The organism is Solidesulfovibrio aerotolerans (assembly GCF_009856865.1).
Taxonomy (GTDB): domain Bacteria; phylum Desulfobacterota; class Desulfovibrionia; order Desulfovibrionales; family Desulfovibrionaceae; genus Solidesulfovibrio; species Solidesulfovibrio aerotolerans.
Window position 1 is genome coordinate 61,663 of the sequence record NZ_WVUD01000010.1, and the last position, 17,724, is coordinate 79,386.

Consider the following 17,724-nt stretch of genomic DNA (forward strand, 5'->3'; position numbering starts at 1 on the left):
GGCTGTGGACAGGAAGTATTTTCCTGGCCAGACGCAAGGAGGCTGTCATGACGCGCGGCATGCGACCCGAGCAGGTATGGGGCATTGGCCTGACCAACGAGGCCGAAATGGCCATTTCCAAGGCCCTGGGCACAGGCTATGTCCTTCGCAACTGGCCTGCCGGCTCCTCGCCTGGCGAGCGCGACATTGCCAGGGCCACGCCCCTTGTCGTCTTCGTGGTCAAGGAGGCCTGGGACGCCCTGCCCCCCGCCACCCGACTGGGCATTGAGGAGTGGGAGATTCCCCAGCGCGTGCTGGTTTTGGGCGCGTCGCAGTCCGTGGCCGATTTCGAGGAAGTGCTGGAAAACGGCTTTCTCTCGGCTATTTCCGAGCCGCTCACCGACAAAAAGGTCCGCGACGTTATCTTTCGGGCCAAAGAAGTCAAAAGCCTCTACGACGATATTTTCCGCATGACCCGCGAGATCATGCTGGAGCGGGAACTGCTTGCCCGCAAGACCGATCTGGTGCTGTTTTTAAACCGCATCCTCAGCCGGGCCAGCGAATCCCTCGACCCCAGCGTCATTTTGGACAACGCCCGGGAAGATCTGCAACTGCTGCTGCCGCTTAACGCCCTCATGGGCGCGTTCTGGCAGACCGGGGACTCGGGAACCCTGGAAGCGGAATTGTTTCTCGAACCCGACATGGATCAAAGCGCCGAACAGCATTGGACCGAGCAACTGCTGCGCCAGGCGGCCAAGATCGCCGGCAAGCCCATGCACAGCTACCGGGCCAGCTTCCTCGAAGGTTCCCCAAACCGCGAGCCGGTCGGCATCCCGAGCGTCCCGGAAGAACTGATCACCTTGCCGCTGCGGGCCGGCGGGCAGATGTTTGGGCTGCTCGTGCTCTACCGGGCCAAGGGCCGGGCTCTGGGCAAGGATCAGGTGCAGGCGCTCTACGCCTCGGTCAACCACTTGGCCCTGGCACTTAAAAACGCCGCACTGTTTAGCCAGGTCAAGATCCGGGCCGATCACGACGCCCTCACCCGGATTCACAACCGTCGGGCTTTTGACGAACGATTTATTGACGAATTGCGCCGCCACCAGCGCTACCACCATCCCATGAGCCTGCTCATGGTCGATATCGACCACTTTAAGGGTATTAACGACCGCTTCGGCCATCTGATCGGCGACGAGGTGTTGCGCGAGGTCGGCAGCATCCTCTCCGGGACACTTCGCAGCACGGATTTCACAGCCCGTTACGGCGGTGAAGAATTTGTGGTGATCCTGCCCCAGACCACCGAGGAACAGAGCCGGATTCTGGCCGAGCGCCTGCGCGCCATCATCGCCGGTGCCCGGTTTGCCCATGACGGCGAAGCCTTTTGCATCACCGTATCCATCGGCGCAGCCACCTTGCAGCCCGGTTCCCTGACCAAGCGCAAGGAATTACTGGAAAAGGCCGACAAGGCTCTGTATCAGGCCAAGCATCTGGGACGCAATCAGGTCTGTACGGCCCTGGGTCCGGTGACGCGGACCGACGAGGCCGCCTACGAGGCGGTGGAAGCTGGCTAGTGTCGCGTTCGGGAATTGCCGATAGGGCCAACCTGGAATCAAAGGCACCGAAGTTTGTTGACAACGTCAACCGTGACGCGTAGGTACATCGTTCCTCGGGCAATTAGCTCAGTTGGATAGAGCGTTGGCCTCCGGAGCCAAAGGCCGTAGGTTCGAATCCTACATTGCCCACCAAATGATTCCAAAGGGTTACGGTTAACGCCGTAACCCTTATTTCGTTGTAAGTAGCTTCCCAAAATTCTTCCCCCGCGCTATCCCGAAACCATGGCCGGAAAGTATCTCAAGACGCGCCATAAGAGCGTGTTTTATCGGGAAAGCAACGCGCAAACCTGCTCCTACGGGCCGGTCATACCAGGCGACAAAGGCGTACAGCTTGGTTCGCTTCTCACGCCGGACGTCGTGGCAAAGACCGTGTCAAACGCCTTGACAAGCTGGGCTCCCCTTTCCCATGACTCTCTCGATGACGGTTTTGAGCTCGTCTCTGTCCACCGGCTTGGAAATGTAATCATCCATTCCCGCCGCGAGAAACCTTTCCTTGTCGCCAGTCATCGCATACGCGGTCATGGCGATTATGGGAATTTGAGACTTCGCCCCAAGGTCCGATGACCCTCTGATGGCCTTCGTCGCTTCGACGCCATCCATGACAGGCATCTGGATATCCATAAGAACCAAATCAAAGTCCTGCTCATGAAGGATGCCAAGGGCCTCCATTCCATCTGGTGCTGTTGTTACGGAATAGCCCATTTTGTGCAGCATCCGCTTTCCGGAGAACAAGCTGAGTTCTTCATCCTCAACCAAAAGGATGCGCCAAGGAGCTCCAACCGGTTCATCGGTTTGATAAGGTTGCATCTCTGCTTGTTTCTGATGCGAAACGGGAAGTTTGAAAGGCAAAGAAACGTAAATCGTAGTGCCGTTGCCCGCAGCATTGTCTATCGCCATCTCGCCGCCGAGTATTTTTACCAGTTTGCGGACAATGGCGAGCCCCAGCCCGGCTCCCTGGTAACAGCGGGTATAGCTCTGCTCACCCTGGACGAATGGTTCAAAGATATCTTTCAGCTGCTCATCGGAAATACCTATTCCAGTATCACTCACAGCGAACAAAACACGGAAATTCTCGTTATCTTTAGCAGGAAGAAGTGTCGCTTCGACCAAGACAGAACCGCTTTCAGTAAACTTGATGGCATTACCAACAAGGTTAAAGAGGATTTGTCGAACGCGCGTTTCATCACCAATAAGCCTTGGCGGAACTTGGGTATCAACATGAAAATTAAAATTCAGGCTTTTTTCACGTGCTGTTGGATGGAATATTTCAATTATGGATTCCTGGAGACACACCGTAGAAAACTCCGCTTCGATGATCTGCAACTTGCCGGATTCGATCTTTGAAATATCCAGAATATCGGCAAGCAATCGAGTCAGCCTCCTTGTCGACTTGATCGCTCCAAGAATGTATTCTTTTTGCTCATCTGATTGTTCGGTCGTTTGGAGCAGCTGAAGCATACCAAGGACACCATTAAGCGGAGTTCTGACTTCGTGGCTCATATTGGCCAGAAACTCGGACTTGGCTTGAGTGGCGCTCTCGGCGGCCTCTTTCGCTGCCAATAATGCTTTGGCTGCGTTTACAGAGTCGGTAATGTCACGAAACTCTACAGCGCGAACCATTTTCCCTTTGTACGGGAGATTCCGCGCCTCCAGTCGCATGGGAAACTCTTCCCCATTTTTCCGGAGGCCATATTCCTCATAGGGTTTTTCGTAGCCGGATAAAATACGGGACATGACAACATCGCGTGAACCATTTGCAACAAGAAGCAGGCCATCCATTCCGATGAGTTCTTCTCTAGAATAGCCGAACATTTCACTCAGCCCCAGGTTGCACTCCAGGATGACGCCTTTGTCATGGATAGCAATTCCACCAAAAGAAGCATTATGTAACGCTTTGAAGCGTGTCTCACTCTCTCGCAGAGCTTCCTCGGTCGTTTTACGTGCTGTGATGTCACGGGCAATGCCCAGAACGCCTATCAATTTGCCGTGATCATCATGCATAGGAGCTTTAATTGTCTCAAACAGGCCATGGTAGCCGTCTGAGGCAAAGGTCAGCCACTCTTCATTTATTCTTGGACCTTCAGAGTTGATGGCCTTACGATCATTATCTCTGAAAAAATCTGCCAGTTCTTTGTTTAAAAATGCATAGTCATCTTTTCCGACTATCGTAGCTTCGTCAGCTCCGAAGAACCGTTCGAATTTTTTGTTGCAATGCAGATACACTCCATCAACGTCTTTGAGCCAAACCAAATCCGGGATAGTGTTCATTATCATTCGCAGCATCAGTTCTGACTTTGCCAAAGCGTTTTCGGCTACTTTCCGCAATGTAATATCGGTGAACATGGCGAAAGAACCTTGGAACACATTGCTTTCGTTCTTTAAAGCTTTAGCAGAAACCATTGTCCACAGTTCTTTCCCATCTTTTCGGCGAAATCGACGCTCATACACCTCGTCTTTCCCCTTATGTCTCTGTGCCATGCTTTTGCGGTGAAGCTCAACGTCCTCAGGGTAAAGATAATTTTCGACTTTACTGCCAATCATTTCAACCTGACGATAGCCTAACATGTTTGCCATTGCAGCGTTGACATACGTCGTCACATGCTCTCGATCCATGGCCCAGATTCCCTCGTTGGCAGTGTCAACCAACAGCCTGTATCTCTCCATGCTTTCACTTAACTGTTTGCCTGTACGCTCACGTCCAAGATAGTTAACCAACAATGAGCCCAACAGCGCTGTGCCAACAGGATATATGAGAATGACCGGCAGGGCGATATTGCTTAATACACGCATGGCAATATGCCATGGAAGCGTCAGCATCAATACCAGCATGGCAATATGAACGACAAAGCCGAACAGATACAGCTCTCGCCAAGTCATTTGGTGCAGCTGGCGTCCTTTGAAATATCGCCAAACCAAACCAATAATACCTGAAGCGATTATTACGCTGACGCCCGTCCATGCCCCTTGTCCGCCCTGGTTCAACCGAAAAGCGGAAGTCATTAGAACAGCTATCACGGTAGATAGTGGGCCAAAAAATAAACCGGCTATTCCAACCAAGACGGAGCGCGTGTCAAAAACCACGCCAGGAATCAGCGTCCAGGGTGTGAGCATGACAACTACGCCAAGGCCCCCAAGTGCAACACCAGTAAAGACTTGGGTCAAGAGCGTATTACTTTTTTTAAAGCGGACAACAGCCACTTCAAAGAGTAGCGCCACCGCCAACAACAAAGAGATATTCTGAAATAAGCCTACGAAGGAATTATGTTCCATGCGATACCCATAATCTTTACACATCCACGCAGGCAATGAGACAAACAGGAGTGCCAAAGACCACTGCTAAATCCATCCATTTTTCAATACAGGCAGATATCGAAACGCTGATTCAGAAGAAGCGTCGGCCAACACAATGACCGTCTCATCCTAAAACAAACTCAATTTAGGCTTTTCTTCCGCCGATTACCATAACTTACTTGATTTGAAATCCAAAATCCTGAAAACTCTCATAATGAAGTCCAAACTCCTCTTTTTGGTTCAGGCTGCGGAGCAGAGTATCGAAAGGCGATAGGCCATCCCTCGCCCTAAACCCCGCCCCAAGTATCCGGGAATTGCTAAAAAACGCAGGGGTGACGCCATGAACGCCATAACCCACAGGGGCTATACTGGAACTGCTGTGATTTTGGGCGGATTCTCATGCAGGGTAACTCGAATTCCGCGCCCAAGGGATGCGCGGGGCAACTCTTGGGGCAGCATCATCGGCGAAGAAAAACCAAAACCGATCTTCGCCTGGACAGGTCTGCCACTCTCCCGTATTTTACGATCATGGACACTCTTTTCGCCCCTGCCAGTTCCAGAAGCCGCTTGGCCGCAGCCGTTGAGCGGGCCACCCAGTCCGGGGCTTCACTCCCAAACGCCCTTTCCCGGACAACGCCCCTATGTTATTTACCTTCGCCCTGCTGGCCAGTCTGGTCTCCATGCCAAACGACATGATTCCTGCCGCCCTTGCGCGCTATGAAAACGTCGCGTCCTACCAGACAACCCTGCGGGTCAGCCATGGCCGCTCCAACGATATCATCAAATATTTCTATAAAAAGCCGGGATTTATTCGCATGGAGTTCGTCACGCCCCACAAAGGCGCGCTCCTGCTCTATGACCCCACGACCAAGCGGGTGCGGTTGCAGCCCTTTGGGAACACCAAAGCCTTCAGCCTGACCTTGAAGCCGGACAATCCCCTGGTGAAAAGCCCTTCCGGCCACCGCGTGGACGAATCCGATATCGGAACGTTGCTGGGGCGGGTGCTCGCGCTCCAGAAACAGGGACAGACGACCGCTGCCGGAGAGGAACACGTGGGCGGCAAGTCCACCGTCCTTGTCAACGTCGAAGGCAAGCAAGGCTTCACCCTGGACGGGACCAATCGCTTCCTCCTCAATCTGGACGCCGCCACCCTGCTGCCGGTGCAGGTCAGAACCTACGACGGCGCAGGGCGTCTGCGCGAAACGGTGCTCATGGACGACCTGGAAATCGATATCCCGTTTGACGAGCAGTTTTTCAAACCATAGGCGGGGGGTACGCCACCTGGCTGGCCTGTCCAGAAGTTGCCGCCTGCGCCCGGGTGTGCGATTCGGTGCGACTGCTCCCAGGCCATTGGAGCAACACTCCCGCCTGACCGCCGGTCACTTCAAGCCTTGTCCGGATCTTTTTCCACGCTGCAACAACGCGCCCCCAACCGTCGGGCCAGTCCGTAAGCGCCCCATTCCATGATCTTGCCATGGTTCCAGCACACCAACGGCCGGGCGACGCCGGCCAGGACCATGAGCCAGGGCGAGGCTGCCCGCACCCGCCACTCGTGGCGCACCTCGGTGACGCCATTCTTACGGGCGAACCGCCAGGCCCCCAGACCCGTCACATCCCCGGAGGCCTCGCCTTCAATCAAAACCAGCGGCTCAAGGCGAGTGATCGCAAGCTCGGTGACCAACCGGTACGGCAGCGCTCCCTTCCAGATGAAACGCTGCCGGTTGTGCATCCCGCCCGCGTCTCCCCTGTCCAGTTCCGTCACCGCCTCCAGGCCGCGCCACCACTGCGGCCATTGGGCAGGCGCGGTAATGGCGTCCCAGACCGCATCCAGGCTGGCACCGATACGCCACTGCGTCACCAGATCAAATTGCGACATTGGGACAACCCTTGGAGCGTAACAGGCGACAACCAGGCCTGTCCTGCCGGCCGTCGCCTCGCGACGGCAACGGCCCGGGAATATTTTTTGACAATTCCAACGTACCCGGTTCCTCCCAGCGCGTCGAAACCTTTTAAACGGCCAGCACCCGGTAGCGCGCAACGCTGCCAGGGCCGACAATTTCCCAATCTGCTCTCTTGCCCCCCGCCAGGCCGAAACGCCGTGTCGCTGCTCGCAAGTGCTGCGCAAATACGCTAGTCTGGGCCAGCCTGCCCAGGCGAAACAACCCAGGATACGACCCAAACCGCAAAACGACAAAACGCTTGCGAGGTGCGCTGATGCAGGATTTCCACAAGCTGATGCAGTGTTTTTCGGTGATAAACGCCCGTGACATAAGCGAAATCTGGGCAACAATCAAAGAAAACGAAAAAAGCGACAGTCCCAAACACTTCGTCGGTTCCTGGCATTCCTCCGACGGCAAGGTTTTTTCCCTGGAGTCCGAGATCATCAACAGCGGCGGCCGGATGCTGCGGATCGACATTGGCCCGGATGGCAAATTCATGGCTTCCATCATTTTCCCGGAGATGGATTAGACCGTTGCCGGCGACTTGCCCGGCTGCGCTGCACCATACGCCCTGTGCTGCCCCGCAGGCGACCCTTTCCCGGCCCGCCGCTGCCCCGAAGCCGGCGCGGTGCGGCTCCCTTTTGCCCTCTAGCTGAAAAAGGCCCACGCACATGATCGAAAAGTATGCCCCCCTGCTCGCCCGGGAGCTTTCCATCAAGGACGGTCAGGTCGCAGCCGTGGCCCGGTTGCTGGCCGAAGGGGCCACCGTCCCTTTTATTGCCCGCTACCGCAAGGAAGCCTCCGGCTCCCTGGACGAAGTGGCGGTGGCCGCCATCCAGGACAGGCTGGCCCAGCTCACCGAGCTTGATAAGCGGCGCGAGGCCATCCTCGGCTCCCTCAAAGAGCGCGAGCTGCTCACCGACGCCCTGGAAAAATCCATCGTCGCCGCCCCGGATATGGCCCGTCTCGAAGATCTCTATCTGCCCTATCGCCCCAAACGGCGCACCCGGGCGGCCATGGCCCGCGAGCGCGGTCTGGAACCGCTGGCCCAGGCGCTGCTGCGCCAGCGCGGCCTTGATCCGCAGATCGAGGCCCGACGCTTTGTCGATCCGGAAAAAGGCGTGGCAGACATCGCCGCCGCCCTGGCCGGGGCCAGGGACATCATTGCCGAGACGACCACCGAGGACGCCCGGATTCGCGGGGCCATGCGCGAACTCTTCACCCGGCGCGGCCGCTTCGTCTCCCGGGCGGTCAAGGGCAAGGAGGCTGCCGGCGGCAACTTCCGGGACTTTTTCGACTGGGACGAGGCCGTGCGCGGTCTGGCCGGCCATCGGGCCTTGGCCATGTTTCGCGGCGAGCGCGAAGGTGTACTGTCCCTGACTGTCCGGCCGCCCGAGGCCGAGGCCCTGGCGCTGGTCCATCGCCTGACCGTCACCGGACGCGGGGAGGACAGCCGGGAAGTGGCCACAGCGGTTGAAGACGGCTACAAGCGCCTCCTTGGCCCGTCGCTGGAAAACGAATTGCGCGCCCAGGTCAAGGCCCGGGCCGATAGTGAGGCCATCAGCGTTTTTTCCGCCAATCTGCGCGAGCTGCTCCTGGCCGCGCCCCTGGGACAATCGCGGGTGCTGGCCCTGGACCCGGGTTTTCGCACCGGGGCCAAGCTGGTGGTGCTCGATGCCCAGGGGGCGCTACTCCACCATACCGCCATCTACCCAACCGGCTCGCCGCGCCAGGCCGAGGAAGCGGCGGGCGTTGTGCGCGAACTGTGCGCCCGGCACGCCATCCAGGCCGTGGCCGTGGGCAACGGCACAGCCGGGCGCGAAACCGAGCGCTTTGTCCGGGGGCTGGGCCTTGGCCTGCCGGTGCTTATGGTCAACGAGGCCGGGGCGTCCATTTATTCGGCGTCTGACGTGGCCCGGCGGGAATTTCCCGACCTCGATCTCACGGTGCGCGGGGCGGTGAGCATCGGCCGTCGGCTCATGGACCCGCTGGCCGAACTGGTCAAAATCGACCCCAAATCCATCGGGGTCGGGCAATACCAGCACGACGTGGACCAGACGGCGCTCAAGCAAGCCCTGGATGCGGTGGTGGCGAGCTGCGTGAATGCCGTTGGTGTCGATCTCAATACGGCCAGCCTGGAGTTGCTGGCCTTTGTGTCCGGGCTTGGGCCGTCCCTTGCCGCCAACATTCTGGCCCACCGCCTGGAGCATGGCCCGTTTCGCTCCCGGGCCGAACTGCGCAAGGTCAAGCGCCTGGGGCCAAAGGCCTTTGAGCAGGCGGCCGGTTTTTTGCGGCTGCGCGGCGGGCCGGTGCTGGACGCCACGGCCGTGCACCCGGAACGCTACGCCCTGGTGTCGCGTATGGCCGCCCAGGCTGCGTGCAGCGTGGCCGAGCTGGTGGCCGACGCCGAGGCCCGGGCGCGTATCGACGTGGCGCAATTTGTCAGCGACGATGTCGGGAAAGAAACGCTTACCGACATCATGGCCGAACTGGCCCGGCCGGGTCGCGATCCCCGGCCGTCCTTCACGGCCTTTGCCTTTGCCGAAGGCGTTGAGGATATCGCCGATCTGCGCCCGGGTATGCGCCTGCCGGGTCTGGTCACCAATGTGGCCACGTTTGGGGCCTTCGTGGATATCGGCGTGCACCGCGACGGCCTGGTCCACGTCAGCCATCTGGCCGACACGTATGTGGCCGACCCGTCCAAGGTGGTGACTGTGGGCAAGGAGGTGCTGGTCACGGTGCTGGAGGTGGACCGCGAGCGCGGCCGCATTAGCCTGAGCATGAAGCGCGATCCGCTGGGGACGGGCGAGGGCCGGGCCTGATCGTCGCCGGGTCTGGGAAAAACCCGGCAAACCGACCCGCCGCCAATCTGACAATTTTGAAAAAAACGACCTTGGTGCGACACCTTAACACCGGGCGCGGCTCGCGGCCGCACCCACAGGCAGCGCCCCGGGTAAGACATTAGTCCGGCCAACGCATTATGGGCGCGGCTCACGGCCGCGCCCGTGGCCAGCACAACCGCCCCATTCCCGCAGCACCACCACCCACGCAGAGTTCCTGAATGCCAAGCGGGCCGCCGCCCACCCGGCTGCGCCTTTTCTTCGCCCCGATCCCTCGCCGCGCTCCTCCCGCACAAAGACAACCGACACTATTGCCTGACATTTTTGTCGCGGCATGACCGACAATTTTGTCTGAAACAGCCGCCCACGCGTGGCCTGCCTTTTTCTTGATATTAATTAATACAACGATTTTAAACGCTTGAATAAACCCTATCACGCCAACACTACTCTGGCATGACTCCTGCTAAGAGGAAAACATTCCAACGTTGCAGCAGGAGGCATTACAAAATGCGCAAGATCGCTATTTACGGCAAGGGCGGCATCGGCAAGTCCACCACCACGCAGAACACCGTCGCCGGTCTGGCGGAAATGGGCAAGAAAGTCATGGTGGTCGGTTGCGACCCCAAGGCCGACTCCACCCGGCTCCTCCTGCACGGGCTGGCCCAGAAGACCGTCCTCGACACCCTGCGCGAGGAAGGCGAAGACGTCGATCTCGATGATATCCTCAAGGAAGGCTACGGCGGCACCATGTGCACCGAGTCCGGCGGTCCCGAGCCCGGAGTTGGTTGCGCCGGTCGCGGTATCATCACCTCCATCAACCTCCTTGAGCAGCTCGGTGCCTACGAGGAAGAAAAGAAGCTCGACTACGTTTTCTACGACGTTCTGGGCGACGTTGTGTGCGGCGGTTTCGCCATGCCCATCCGCGACGGCAAGGCTGAAGAGATCTACATCGTCTGCTCCGGCGAGATGATGGCCATGTACGCCGCCAACAACATCTGCAAGGGCATCGTCAAGTACGCCGACACCGGCGGCGTGCGTCTGGGCGGCATCATCTGCAACAGCCGTAAGGTCGATTTCGAAAAGGAAATGATCGAAGAGCTGTGCCGCCAGATCGGTACCCAGATGATCCACTTCATGCCCCGCGAAAACCAGGTGCAGCGGGCTGAAATCAACCGCAAGACCGTTATCGACTACTCCCCCGAGCATCCCCAGGCCGACGAATACCGCGCCCTGGCCAAGAAGATCGATGAAAACAAGATGCTGGTCATCCCCAAGCCCCTGGAAATGGCCCAGCTCGAAAAGCTGCTCGTCGACTTCGGCATCGCCAACTAGGCCTGCCACCCGACCCGCACCGCAACATTTACGCACACACGCAAGGAGTACTCGATATGCTGACCATGGTGAGAGCAATCGTTCGCCCCGAGAAGACCGATGAAGTCCTGTCTGCCCTCATGGATGCCGGTTTCCCCGCAGTGACCAAATTCAACGTGGCCGGTCGCGGCAAGCAGCGCGGCATCAAGATCGGCGAGATCCAGTACGACGAGATTCCCAAAGTCATGCTGATCTGTGTCGTGGAAGACAACGACAAGGAATTCGTGCTCAAGACCATCATGGAAGCCGCCCGCACCGGTTCCAAGGGTGCCTTTGGCGATGGCAAGATCTTCATCAGCCCGGTGGCCGAGATGTACACCATCTCCTCCGGCGTCAAGGAAGCCTAAGGGAGCATGTCATGCAGGAGATAATGGCGGTTATCCGCATGAATAAGATGAATCAGACCAAGAAGGCCTTAGCCGACGCCGGCATCCCGGCCTTCGTGGCCCGCGAAGGCTACGGACGCGGCAAGGGTCTGGTCAACCAGGCCGTGCTGGACGGCGCGGCGGCCGGAAACGAGGAAGCCATTGCGCTTCTTGGCACCAAGGGCCGCCTCTATCCCAAACGCATCATTTCCATCGTTGTCCCGGACAACCAGGTCAAAGAAGCTGTGGATGCGCTGATGAGCGTCAACAAGACCGGCCAGGCCGGCGACGGCAAGATCTTTGTGATGCCCGTCTCCGATTCCATCCGGGTCAGAACCGGCGAAGCCGGCGACGCGGCTATCGTCTAGCCGGCACGGCGGACGTCACCGGACCCCTTAGACCAATGAGGTAGCACTGAGATGAGCACCAAGCCCACCAATGTCGAAGAGATCAAGAAAGAATTGATCGCCAAGATGCCCACCAAGGTTGCGCGCAAGCGGGCCAAGTCGATCCTTCCGGGCACCGAGATGGGCGAGCCGATTCCTGAAATACAGTCCAACGTCCGCACCATCCCCGGCATCATCACCCAGCGCGGCTGCACCTACGCCGGCTGCAAGGGCGTCGTCCTCGGACCCTCCCGGGACATCGTCAACCTGACCCACGGTCCCATCGGCTGCGGCTTCTATTCCTGGCTGACCCGCCGCAACCAGACCGAGGCCGGACCGGACGGCGAAAACTTTATCCCCTACTCCTTCTCCACGGACATGACCGAGCACGACATTGTGTTTGGTGGTGAAAAGAAGCTGCGTGCGGCCATCAAGGAAGCCTACGATACCTTCCACCCCAAGGCCATCTCCATCTTCTCCACCTGTCCGGTCGGCCTTATCGGCGATGACATTCACGCCGTTGCCCGCACCATGCAGGAAGAACTGGGCATCACCATCTTCGCCAACTCCTGCGAAGGCTACAAGGGCGTGTCCCAGTCCGCCGGCCACCACATTGCCAACAACCAGATCATGAAGCACGTCATCGGCACGGATGACGACACCAAGATCGAGGGCAAGTTCAAGGTCAACATGCTCGGCGAGTACAACATCGGCGGCGACGCCTTTGAGATCGAGCGCATCCTGGAGAAGTGCGGCTTCACCCTGGTCGCCACCTTCTCCGGCAACTCCACGGTGCAGGATTTCCGGGTGGCCCATAACGCCGACCTCAACACCGTCATGTGCCACCGGTCGCTGAACTACGTGGCCGAGATGATGGAAACCAAGTTCGGCATCCCCTGGATCAAGGTGAACTTCATCGGGGCCGAAGCGTCGGCCAAGTCCCTGCGCCGCATGGCCGCCTACTTCGAAGATCAGGAACTGATCGACCGGGTCGAGGCCGTCATTGCCGAGGAACTGGTTGCCGTCAACAAGGTCGTGGAAGAAATCAAGCCCCGCACCGCAGGCAAGACCGCCATGCTGTTTGTCGGCGGCTCCCGGGCCCACCACTACCAGGAACTGTTCAAAGAACTGGACATGAAGATCCTGGGCGCGGGCTACGAGTTCGCCCACCGCGACGACTATGAAGGCCGGCATGTGCTGCCCAACATCAAGGTCGATGCCGATTCGCGCAACATCGAAGAGCTGGAGATTCTGCCCGATCCCGAGCGCTACAAGCCGCGCAAGACCGAAGCGGAAATGGCCCGGCTCAACGAAAAGGGTGTGGATTTCAAGGGCTACGAAGGCATGATCGAGGGCATGGGCAAAAACGCCATGGTCATCGACGATATCAACCACTACGAGACGGAAAAGCTCCTTGAGATCTATAAGCCCGACATCTTTTGCGCCGGCATCAAGGAAAAATTCATCGTCCAGAAGATGGGCATTCCGCTGAAGCAGTTGCACAACTACGACATGGGCGGTCCCTACGCCGGATTCAACGGAGCCATCAACTGGTACCGCGACATCGACCGGATGGTGAACACCAAGGTCTGGGCGCTCATCAAGGCCCCCTGGCAGTCCACCGGCCCCGAGCTCGAAGCCACCTACGTCGCCTAGCAACGAACGCGATCTGCGAGAAAGGAAAGCATTATGGCTCTCTTAAGACACACCACCGGCGAGATCAAGGAACGCTCTGCGCTCACCGTCAACCCGGCCAAGACCTGCCAGCCCGTCGGTGCCATGTACGCGGCCCTTGGCGTCAAGGGATGTTTCCCCCACAGCCACGGTTCCCAGGGCTGCTGCGCCTACCACCGCTCCGCCCTGACCCGGCACTACAAGGAGCCGGTCGTGGCCGGAACCTCCTCCTTCACCGAAGGTTCCTCGGTGTTCGGCGGTCAGTCCAACCTGATCGCGGCCATCGACAACATCTTCACCCTGTATGACCCCGAGGTCATCGCCATCCACACCACCTGCCTCTCCGAGACCATCGGCGACGATTTGCGCCAGATCTCCCAGAAGGCCATTGACGATGGCAAGGTGCCCACCGGCAAGCACATCATCTACGCCAGCACCCCGAGTTACGTCGGCACCCATGTCACCGGCTACGCCAACATGGTCAAGGGCATCCTCAAGGGTTTTGTCAAAAAGACCGGTACGCCCAACGACAAGATCAATGTGATCCCGGGCTTTTGCGAACCGTCCGACATGGCCGAGATGCGCCGCCTGGCCGCCATGATGGGCGTTGACATCACCATGGTTCCCGACACCAACGGCGTGCTCAACGGCCCGCTGACCGGCAAATACGAGATGTACCCCAACGCCGGAGCCACGCCGGCCGAAATCGCCACCATGGGCGACTCCAAGGCCACCATCGGCCTGGGTCGCTGGGCCACCACCGAAGCGGTCAACTACCTCGACTCCGAGTTCAAGGTGCCGGGCAAGGTGCTGCCGCTGCCCATCGGCTTAAAGGCCACCGACATGTACGTGGACATGCTGCGCCGCCTGTCCGGCAAGGACGTGCCCGACGCCATCAACTTCGAGCGCGGCCAGGTCGTGGATATCATCTCCGACTACAGCCAGTACTTCTACGGCAAGAAAGTGGCCATGGCCGGCGACCCGGATCAGATCCTGGCCCTTGTCGAATTCGTCATCACCCTGGGCATGATCCCGGCCTACACGGTCACGGGCACCGCCGGAAAGTACTTTGACGAACGCATGAAGGAACTGCTCAAAGACGTGCCGTATGACTGCAAGTTCAAGTGCGGCGGCGAAGCGGATATGTTCCTGCTGCACCAGTGGATCAAAAACGACCACGTTGATCTGCTCATTGGCAACACGTACTTAAAGTACATCGCCCGCGATGAGGACATCCCGCTCATTCGCCACGGCTTCCCGATCCTCGACCGCGTCGGCCACCAGTACTTCCCGTCGGTGGGCTACTCCGGAGCCATGCGGCTGATGGAAAAGTTCCTGGGTGCCATTCTCGATCGCGAAGACCGCGATGCCCCGGAAACCCGTTTCGAACTCCAGATGTAACAGCGAAGACGCCCGGTGTGATGTCCTCGAAGCGCGCAACCAGCTCTTTCGAGGACATCACACCGGGACAAAGGTTCCACCAGTTCAAATTCTGTCGGATTTTTATTGGACGCAACACGAGGGAGACGCACGGAACATGGAAAAGCCGCAATACCTGATCAACGTCTGCGCGAGCTTTCGCGTCAAGGGCGAAGCCAAGGGCATCTGCCACAAAAAGGGATCGCACAATCTGCTTGGCTACATGGAAGAAGGCATCCTCGACCGGGACATCGACGCCCGTGTGGTCAGCACCGGATGCTTAAAGCAGTGCGAAGACGGACCGGTTGTGGTGGTTATGCCCAACAACTGGTGGTACAAAGAGATCGACAGCGAAGATAAAGTGGACGAGTTGCTGGACGCCCTGGAAAAAGGCGAAGCCTGCGAAGACTATCTGTTCACCTAGAAGAGACGGTTTGTCAGCCGATTGGCTTGGCTTGGATTTTTTGGAGAGACGCCGCCCCGCTGGACACAGAGCCAGCGGGGCGTTTTTTTTGCTTGCTACTTCCCCGCCGCCGGCCACCCCGCCCCTACAACTCCATAATGCCGCACCACCGTCTCCGGCACGATCTCGTACACCTCGTCCCCAGGATACAGCACCGCTCGTCCGATATCCTCGCCGGCGAAGGCCTTCACATCCTCGAGCGATGTCCAGTAGGTCACAAGCGTCACTTCCACCGCGCCGCCCAACTCGCGCTCCAGAATCTGATAGTCGCAAAACCCGGGCAGCGCCGCTGTCTCGGCCACACCTGTGGCATACAAATGCTTGAGAAACCCGTCGCGATGCTCCCCCGGGCACAGGCACTTCCATTCCCGGGCGATCATGCCAGCGGCTCCACATCCACCCGCGCCTCGTAATACGGCGTGCCCTGCCCGACCGCGCTCACCATGTCCGGGATGAGCCTATTGACGCCCTGCCCGGCTTTGAGCCAGCCGCCGCGCTCGCAGACCACCACGTCCGGGCGCAGTGTCGCATCGTGGCGAACCGTCACAACCAGACTGCTGCCAAGGGGGCTGGTCATGCGGGCCGGCGAACCATCGGCAATGCCCAGACGCAGGGCCACATCGGAAGCCATGCTCAAGTCAGCCGGCCCGGCGCCGTCGCCGGGTTCGCGCTCGGAACACAGATACCGCGCCCCGCCCACGGTCAAGAGGCTGAACGGATAGCGCGCGGCGTCGCGGCAGTCGGCGCAGGCCGACACTTCGGTGAGCAGCTGGAACCGCCCGGTCGGCGTGTCAAAACGGCCGTCGGCCCAGGGGACCATGGGTGCGTCCGGGATGCGCACCGGGCCACGCCACAACTCGTCCCAGGCAACACCTTTTTCCAGCAACGGCCGCAAGATGCGGCGCAGCCAAAGCTCCTCGGAGTGGACGAACTGGTCGGCAAAAGGAAAGCGCGTGGCCAGATCCATGAAGATATCGAACTGGGAGCGGCACTCCCCCGGCGGATCAACGGCCCGAAGGAGCGGCCCGACCATGTTGTGGCCGTAGCTGGCCACCAGATCGCGCTGTTCGTAAAAAGCGGCACACGGCAAAAACAAGTCGCAATGATCGGCCGTGTCGTCCAGAAACAGGTTCATGTTGACGACAAACGGCACAGCATCGAGGGCTTGGGCCACAAGATCGGAATTGGGGGCCATGCACACCGGATTGGCGGCGGAAATAACGGCAACGGCCACGGGCGGATCCGTCGCGGCCAGGATTTCCCGGCCGATCTGCGGCATCAAAAAGGTGCGCCGGGGCGGATGCAGGTCCGCGCCCCAGACCTCCTGATCGTACGGACCCCATTCCTCAAAACCTTGGGACACACCACCACCGGCAAGGCCGATGTTGCCGGAAACAGCACCGAGCGCGTCCACGGCCCGGATCATCTCATGCCCCAGGGTGAAGCGGTGCAGGCCCCAGCCAAGCAGCGTGGCCGTGGGCCGGCCCTGGACATAATCGCAAGCCAGGGCGTCCACGGTCGCCGCGTCCACATCGCAGGCGGCCAGCAGGGCGTCCATCGGCTCCCGGGCCAGCATGTCCAGATAGGCTTCCAGATTGTCGGCGTGAAGGGCCAGAAATTCCTGATCCTGCCAGCCCTGTTCGAGGATGCGCTTGGCCACGGCCAGAGCCAGAAAAGCGTCGCGGCCGGGCCGGGGGCGGATGTGGACGTTGGCCAGCGCAGCCGATTCGCTGGCGCGCGGATCAATGAGCACCACTTTGACACCCCGGTCCCGGGCTCGGCGCAACTGCGGCATAAGCCCAAACTGGGTGGCCACCGGATTGCGGCCCCACAGCACAATGGTGCGGGCATTGGCCAGATCAAGGGGATCGTGGGAAACGCGCGGGCCGAAATCCTGGCTCTGGGCGGCGTAGCCTGTGCCGCCGCACAGCGTGCCGCGAAGGGTGGTGACCCCGCCAAGCAGGGCGAAAAATCGGGCGTTGAGCAGTTTAAGCGCCGTACGCTCGCCAAAGCCCATGTAATAAAGGATTGATTCCGGCCCGAAACGTTCGACGGCGTCCTTGAGCCGCTCGGCCATCTCGTCCAGAGCGTCCTTCCAGGACACCGGCGACCAGGAGCCGCCCCGGCGGCGCAAGGGCGTGAGCACCCGCTGCGGGCTGTGCATGCGGCGCAAAAAAGCCGGAACCTTGCGGCACACCGTGCCCTGGTTGACGGGATGGGCGGGGTTGCCGGACAATTTGACCACCCGGCCGCCCTGCACATGGGCGATAAGACCGCAGGCGCTCGGGCAATCACGGGTGCAGGTGGTAACGACTTGGGTTTCGCCGGTGGGCATGCATCCTCCAGACGCCGCTTGGGATACAGCACGACGCCGAGGGACAGAAAT

The 17,724-nt window shown here is 59.4% G+C and carries 14 protein-coding genes and 1 tRNA gene; 11 read left to right on the forward strand and 4 right to left on the reverse strand.

From position 1 onward, the window contains the following. Window positions 1-47: 47 nt before the first annotated feature. Both GTA51_RS07920 and GTA51_RS07925 read left to right on the forward strand, forming a co-directional pair. Entirely contained in the window at window positions 48-1,547 is a 1,500-nt protein-coding gene (locus tag GTA51_RS07920; RefSeq protein WP_160960107.1) for a GGDEF domain-containing protein, read from the forward strand. A gap of 97 nt (window positions 1,548-1,644) precedes the next feature. Then, window positions 1,645-1,721 (forward strand) — tRNA-Arg (locus GTA51_RS07925). Between the two features lie 240 nt (window positions 1,722-1,961). On the opposite strand, the gene GTA51_RS07930 is transcribed toward GTA51_RS07925, so the two are convergent. Further along, the gene (locus tag GTA51_RS07930; RefSeq protein ID WP_160960108.1) at window positions 1,962-4,859 is read right to left on the reverse strand and encodes a PAS domain S-box protein; all 2,898 of its coding nucleotides are present in this window, start codon (window positions 4,857-4,859) and stop codon (window positions 1,962-1,964) included. Window positions 4,860-5,521: 662 nt separating this feature from the next. Between GTA51_RS07930 and GTA51_RS07935 the strand changes: the two genes are divergently transcribed. Then, the gene (locus GTA51_RS07935) at window positions 5,522-6,145 is read left to right on the forward strand and encodes a LolA family protein (RefSeq protein ID WP_160960110.1); all 624 of its coding nucleotides are present in this window, start codon (window positions 5,522-5,524) and stop codon (window positions 6,143-6,145) included. Between the two features lie 119 nt (window positions 6,146-6,264). Here GTA51_RS07935 and GTA51_RS07940 read toward each other — a convergent pair whose 3' ends face one another. Further along, complete coding sequence (locus GTA51_RS07940) at window positions 6,265-6,756, reverse strand: SRPBCC family protein (RefSeq protein WP_160960111.1); 492 nt, start codon at window positions 6,754-6,756, stop codon at window positions 6,265-6,267. A gap of 338 nt (window positions 6,757-7,094) precedes the next feature. Here GTA51_RS07940 and GTA51_RS07945 point away from each other — a divergent pair, with 338 nt between their 5' ends. From GTA51_RS07945 to GTA51_RS07980, 8 genes are all read left to right on the forward strand, one after another. Next, window positions 7,095-7,349, forward strand: coding sequence for a hypothetical protein (locus GTA51_RS07945; protein ID WP_160960113.1), 255 nt, complete (start codon window positions 7,095-7,097; stop codon window positions 7,347-7,349). A gap of 142 nt (window positions 7,350-7,491) precedes the next feature. Then, window positions 7,492-9,642, forward strand: a complete 2,151-nt coding sequence (locus tag GTA51_RS07950; protein WP_160960114.1) for a Tex family protein — start codon at window positions 7,492-7,494, stop codon at window positions 9,640-9,642. A gap of 525 nt (window positions 9,643-10,167) precedes the next feature. Next, complete coding sequence (gene nifH / locus GTA51_RS07955) at window positions 10,168-10,992, forward strand: nitrogenase iron protein (RefSeq protein WP_246198045.1); 825 nt, start codon at window positions 10,168-10,170, stop codon at window positions 10,990-10,992. Window positions 10,993-11,048: 56 nt separating this feature from the next. Beyond that, on the forward strand, window positions 11,049-11,378 hold the full coding sequence (locus GTA51_RS07960; RefSeq protein ID WP_160960118.1) for a P-II family nitrogen regulator: 330 nt from the start codon (window positions 11,049-11,051) through the stop codon (window positions 11,376-11,378). An 11-nt stretch (window positions 11,379-11,389) separates the two neighbouring features. Next, on the forward strand, window positions 11,390-11,764 hold the full coding sequence (locus GTA51_RS07965; protein WP_024826813.1) for a P-II family nitrogen regulator: 375 nt from the start codon (window positions 11,390-11,392) through the stop codon (window positions 11,762-11,764). Window positions 11,765-11,815: 51 nt separating this feature from the next. Continuing rightward, the gene (nifD, locus tag GTA51_RS07970; protein ID WP_160960119.1) at window positions 11,816-13,438 is read left to right on the forward strand and encodes a nitrogenase molybdenum-iron protein alpha chain; all 1,623 of its coding nucleotides are present in this window, start codon (window positions 11,816-11,818) and stop codon (window positions 13,436-13,438) included. 33 nt (window positions 13,439-13,471) lie between these two features. After that, the gene (nifK, locus tag GTA51_RS07975; RefSeq protein WP_160960121.1) at window positions 13,472-14,857 is read left to right on the forward strand and encodes a nitrogenase molybdenum-iron protein subunit beta; all 1,386 of its coding nucleotides are present in this window, start codon (window positions 13,472-13,474) and stop codon (window positions 14,855-14,857) included. Between the two features lie 136 nt (window positions 14,858-14,993). Next, a complete protein-coding gene (locus GTA51_RS07980; RefSeq protein ID WP_043631043.1) occupies window positions 14,994-15,299 on the forward strand; it encodes a (2Fe-2S) ferredoxin domain-containing protein in 306 nt (101 codons plus the stop codon). 95 nt (window positions 15,300-15,394) lie between these two features. On the opposite strand, the gene GTA51_RS07985 is transcribed toward GTA51_RS07980, so the two are convergent. Together GTA51_RS07985 and GTA51_RS07990 are read right to left on the reverse strand one after the other, a co-directional pair. Next, window positions 15,395-15,718, reverse strand: coding sequence for an antibiotic biosynthesis monooxygenase family protein (locus GTA51_RS07985; protein ID WP_160960122.1), 324 nt, complete (start codon window positions 15,716-15,718; stop codon window positions 15,395-15,397). Continuing rightward, window positions 15,715-17,673 carry a molybdopterin-dependent oxidoreductase gene (locus GTA51_RS07990; RefSeq protein WP_160960124.1) on the reverse strand — a complete coding sequence of 653 codons (1,959 nt, stop codon included), beginning with the start codon at window positions 17,671-17,673 and terminating at the stop codon, window positions 15,715-15,717. The genes GTA51_RS07985 and GTA51_RS07990 overlap by 4 nt, the downstream gene beginning before the upstream one ends. Window positions 17,674-17,724: the final 51 nt, after the last annotated feature.

Coding starts and splice junctions, on each gene's coding strand:
- GTA51_RS07920 (WP_160960107.1), top strand. CDS start 48: ATGACGCGCGGCATGCGACCCGAGCAGGTATGGGGCATTGGCCTGACC.
- GTA51_RS07930 (WP_160960108.1), bottom strand. CDS start 4,859: ATGGAACATAATTCCTTCGTAGGCTTATTTCAGAATATCTCTTTGTTG.
- GTA51_RS07935 (WP_160960110.1), top strand. CDS start 5,522: ATGTTATTTACCTTCGCCCTGCTGGCCAGTCTGGTCTCCATGCCAAAC.
- GTA51_RS07940 (WP_160960111.1), bottom strand. CDS start 6,756: ATGTCGCAATTTGATCTGGTGACGCAGTGGCGTATCGGTGCCAGCCTG.
- GTA51_RS07945 (WP_160960113.1), top strand. CDS start 7,095: ATGCAGGATTTCCACAAGCTGATGCAGTGTTTTTCGGTGATAAACGCC.
- GTA51_RS07950 (WP_160960114.1), top strand. CDS start 7,492: ATGATCGAAAAGTATGCCCCCCTGCTCGCCCGGGAGCTTTCCATCAAG.
- nifH (WP_246198045.1), top strand. CDS start 10,168: ATGCGCAAGATCGCTATTTACGGCAAGGGCGGCATCGGCAAGTCCACC.
- GTA51_RS07960 (WP_160960118.1), top strand. CDS start 11,049: ATGCTGACCATGGTGAGAGCAATCGTTCGCCCCGAGAAGACCGATGAA.
- GTA51_RS07965 (WP_024826813.1), top strand. CDS start 11,390: ATGCAGGAGATAATGGCGGTTATCCGCATGAATAAGATGAATCAGACC.
- nifD (WP_160960119.1), top strand. CDS start 11,816: ATGAGCACCAAGCCCACCAATGTCGAAGAGATCAAGAAAGAATTGATC.
- nifK (WP_160960121.1), top strand. CDS start 13,472: ATGGCTCTCTTAAGACACACCACCGGCGAGATCAAGGAACGCTCTGCG.
- GTA51_RS07980 (WP_043631043.1), top strand. CDS start 14,994: ATGGAAAAGCCGCAATACCTGATCAACGTCTGCGCGAGCTTTCGCGTC.
- GTA51_RS07985 (WP_160960122.1), bottom strand. CDS start 15,718: ATGATCGCCCGGGAATGGAAGTGCCTGTGCCCGGGGGAGCATCGCGAC.
- GTA51_RS07990 (WP_160960124.1), bottom strand. CDS start 17,673: ATGCCCACCGGCGAAACCCAAGTCGTTACCACCTGCACCCGTGATTGC.